General features: G+C 63.2%; 4 protein-coding genes. 2 read left to right on the top strand and 2 right to left on the bottom strand.

Annotated features, from left to right (window positions below; genetic code table 11):
• Positions 1 to 588 (bottom strand): hypothetical protein (locus QN345_RS17365; RefSeq protein ID WP_323508959.1); only part of this gene is annotated, 588 nt, incomplete at its 3' end.
• Between the two features lie 476 nt (positions 589 to 1064).
• Between QN345_RS17365 and QN345_RS17360 the strand changes: the two genes are divergently transcribed.
• Complete coding sequence (locus tag QN345_RS17360; protein WP_323508958.1) at positions 1065 to 2153, top strand: sensor histidine kinase; 1089 nt, start codon at positions 1065 to 1067, stop codon at positions 2151 to 2153.
• A complete protein-coding gene (locus QN345_RS17355) occupies positions 2150 to 2761 on the top strand; it encodes a response regulator transcription factor (RefSeq protein WP_323508957.1) in 612 nt (203 codons plus the stop codon). Before QN345_RS17360 ends, QN345_RS17355 begins: the two co-directional genes overlap by 4 nt.
• A 237-nt stretch (positions 2762 to 2998) precedes the next feature.
• Here QN345_RS17355 and QN345_RS17350 read toward each other — a convergent pair whose 3' ends face one another.
• Positions 2999 to 3076, bottom strand: coding sequence for a helix-turn-helix domain-containing protein (locus QN345_RS17350; RefSeq protein WP_323508960.1), 78 nt, complete (start codon positions 3074 to 3076; stop codon positions 2999 to 3001).
• Between the last annotated feature and the right edge of the window lie 5 nt (positions 3077 to 3081).

Raw genomic sequence — 3081 nt, 5'->3', positions numbered from 1 at the left:
GCCCTCGGCGGAGCCATGGTCGGTGACATTAGGGCCCGCAGTCATGTTGGGAAGATCCCAGGTGAGTGTGGCGGTCGCGCTGACGCTACCCAGGCCGATCGGCGCTCCCGGCGGTGCCGCCCAGATCACGGCTGTGCGCATGAAGCGGGGATCGTTCGTCTCGAAACCACCGTAGTCGACCCCCGGTGTCGAGAAGGTTTGATCGGACACCTGACTGAGCGCGTCGTATCGGTAGTAACTGAAGCCCTGCTGCAGCTCCCACTCGCTTGCCGTGGACGGCAGGGAATTCAGCTCGAGCGAGGCTCCGGCAAGCGGCACAGGTTGCAAGCCGGTCAAGGTGACGTCGAACCCATGGTCCGCGCCGTTCGCCTTGATCTGGATCTTCCCCGTGGTTCCCACGCCACTGAAATCTCCCGTAGCGATTAATGTGCCGGGAGTCAGGTCCGATAAGCCCGGAACCTTTTTCACGGTGTCTTCCTCGGCAATGGCCGTCGGTGCTGGCGTCGCCGCATTGGACACTTCCGAAGAACCAGGATGCACCGCAGGCGCCGTGCAGCCTGTCAGGATCGCCGCGAGCAATGTCGCCACCCCGATTGAGTAGACCGACCGGTGGCCTGTCCGTCTCATTGACGCACTCTAGCCATCGCTGGCGCAGGAACGTCGTAGCCGTCTCACGGGGCTGGCGGTGGGAAATCTGTCATGGCTACCTAGCCCACTGCCATCGCGAGTCGAGCAGTCATACAGATCCCCCCAGGTCCCCCAAGTTTTCCCCACCGGCCCCGCTCTGAGCAGCAGTGATTGTTGCCCTGCCTGCTCCGTGTGGAGCCCAGCCGCTCCCATTACAATCGCGAGCCGAGCGGTCATACAGATCCCCCCCCAGGTTCCCCACGCGTTCCCACCGGCCCCGCGATGAGCGGACGGACGACCGTCATCGACAAGGCTATGCGGGTCGCGTCCCGAGCGGAATGTGCCATTGGTCACATGAAACGCGGTTACAGTCCCGGTCAGCTCGACTGCCGTGGCAACTGCGGCGGGGTGCCATCGGGAAGTGGCAAGCTGTGGACATGCCAGTAGCCGAGCCAGCCGAGCGCGCATTCATCCGCGACCGGATTGTCGCGTCCGTTGACGCCACGCTGCGCGCGCAGCAGAGTGTTCTCGTGGACGACGACGTCACCGCGGGGGAAGTTCACGGTCAAGTCCGGGACATCGTCAACGACACCCTGCTCGCCCTCGCCGACGAAGCAGACCGCGGATCGTTCGACCCAACTGCCATCATTGAGCGGGTCGAGGCCGGCCTTGCGTCAGCGAACATTGGCCGTTCCCGGGCAGGCCACGACGTCCACCCCTCAGACAGTCTCTCTGCAGCGAGCGCTTTGTTCGATCTGGCTCTCCCGCACCTCGTTGAGGCGCTGGGCGACGTGACGTTTACCGCGCCGACAGCGATCGCCGTCGCGCGGGCCTTGCATCACTGCATCATGGCGCGAGTAGCGTCGGCTTCAGTCGGGTACGTGGATGTCCTTCTCGAACGTCTCTCAGTGGCGCAGACAGAAGAGCGGATGCGCGTCTCACGCGAACTCCACGATCGTGTCGCCCACGGAATCGCAGCCAGCCTCCAACGCCTCACCCTGGGGATCACAGCCGCACGCACCACCACCGATGACGGCATACAGATGTTCACGATGGCCACCGGACTGCTTGAACAAGCCCTCGACGACACTCGAGAGATCGCCCTCGAGCTCCGGCAGACCGTGGGGAATAACGTCCTTGATGACGCTGTGCGCGACTACCTGGGCGACGCGACGTCAGCGGGGTCCACGACAGCGGTCCACACGAAAGGCATACCGCGCCAGATTCCCGCGGGAGTCGGCGAAGAGGTGTTCCTCATCATTCGGGAAGCACTGAGGAACGCGGTCTCACACGCAAATGCGGCACACATCGATGTCACCTTCACCTGGACCGCCCACAACGTCGCAATCGAGATCCACGACGATGGCATCGGATTCGACCCGTTCCACGTGCGCACAGAATCCATGGGACTACTGACCATGCGCGAACGAGCTGACGTCATCGGCGCCAACATGACTATTACGTCGAAAACCGGCGAGGGCACGTCGATCACGCTCACCGTGCCGAGCAGGACCGGTACGCGGTGACAATCGATGCCCGACGTGTCGTCCTGGTCGACGATCACGCCCTCTTCCGACGTGGGCTCTCTCTTCTCCTGCAGCAGGACGAGCGAATAACGATCGTCGCGGAAGGCGAATCCGGTGAACAAGCCGTCAGTCTCGCTCTCGAGCACCAGCCCGACGTACTGCTCCTGGACGTGGAGATGGCCGGAGCGTCCGCAGAATCGACCCTGCGGCAGATCGCCCGCCAGGCTCCGGACGTGGCAGTGATCATCCTCACCATGCATCGCGACAGCGTGCTCAGGCAGGAGCTTCTGCGAGCCGGCGCGGCCGCGTACTTCACCAAGGACGTCGCCAGCCACGACCTCATCGAGGCAATCCTTGCCCCACCCCACCCGGCTACCAGGACAGCGGGCGGCGAGGAGCCTACCCGGCCCAACAAACTGCTCTCCGACCGAGAGATGCAGGTCCTACGCATGGTCGGCCAGGCAGCCTCCAACAAGGACATCAGCAGCCGGCTCTCAATCGCCGAGGGCACAGTGAAACGGCACACCACGAACATCTACGCAAAGCTCGGCGCAACATCCCGAATCGATGCCATTCGAAAGGCGGCACGGCTCGGACTGTTCACGTGAACCAGAAGCCAGACGAGCTAGACCGTTTCCATCGACCTAGGAGTTGTGCGCAGATTGCCCACTAGCGCTGGATGGGTGCCGCTGATCGGGGTCGAAGGAGCTCATTTGCGAACGAAGTACCGCTGGGGGATCTTCCTTCAGTTGGGCTTTCGGCTTTTTCAAACGCCCGGCACGGAGATACCGCGGAGACGCCCCACTCCCTCAGCTGCAGGCATGGCTGCCTCATCGGAGAATCCTTCAGACGTCAGCGCGGAGGTAGGCGTAAACGGTTTCGCGGCTGATACCAAAATCTCGAGCCAGAGCAGCCTTCGGCACGCCGG

The sequence above is a fragment of the Cryobacterium sp. 10I1 genome (assembly GCF_035019805.1).
In the GTDB taxonomy this organism is placed as follows: Bacteria; Actinomycetota; Actinomycetes; order Actinomycetales; family Microbacteriaceae; genus Cryobacterium; species Cryobacterium glucosi.
Note: the sequence above shows the minus strand (reverse complement) of the source record. Positions and strands in the feature narration are given on the sequence as shown.

What these genes read in the sequence shown, in the direction of transcription:
- QN345_RS17360 (WP_323508958.1), top strand. Translation starts at nt 1,065, where the DNA reads ATGCCAGTAGCCGAGCCAGCCGAGCGCGCATTCATCCGCGACCGGATT.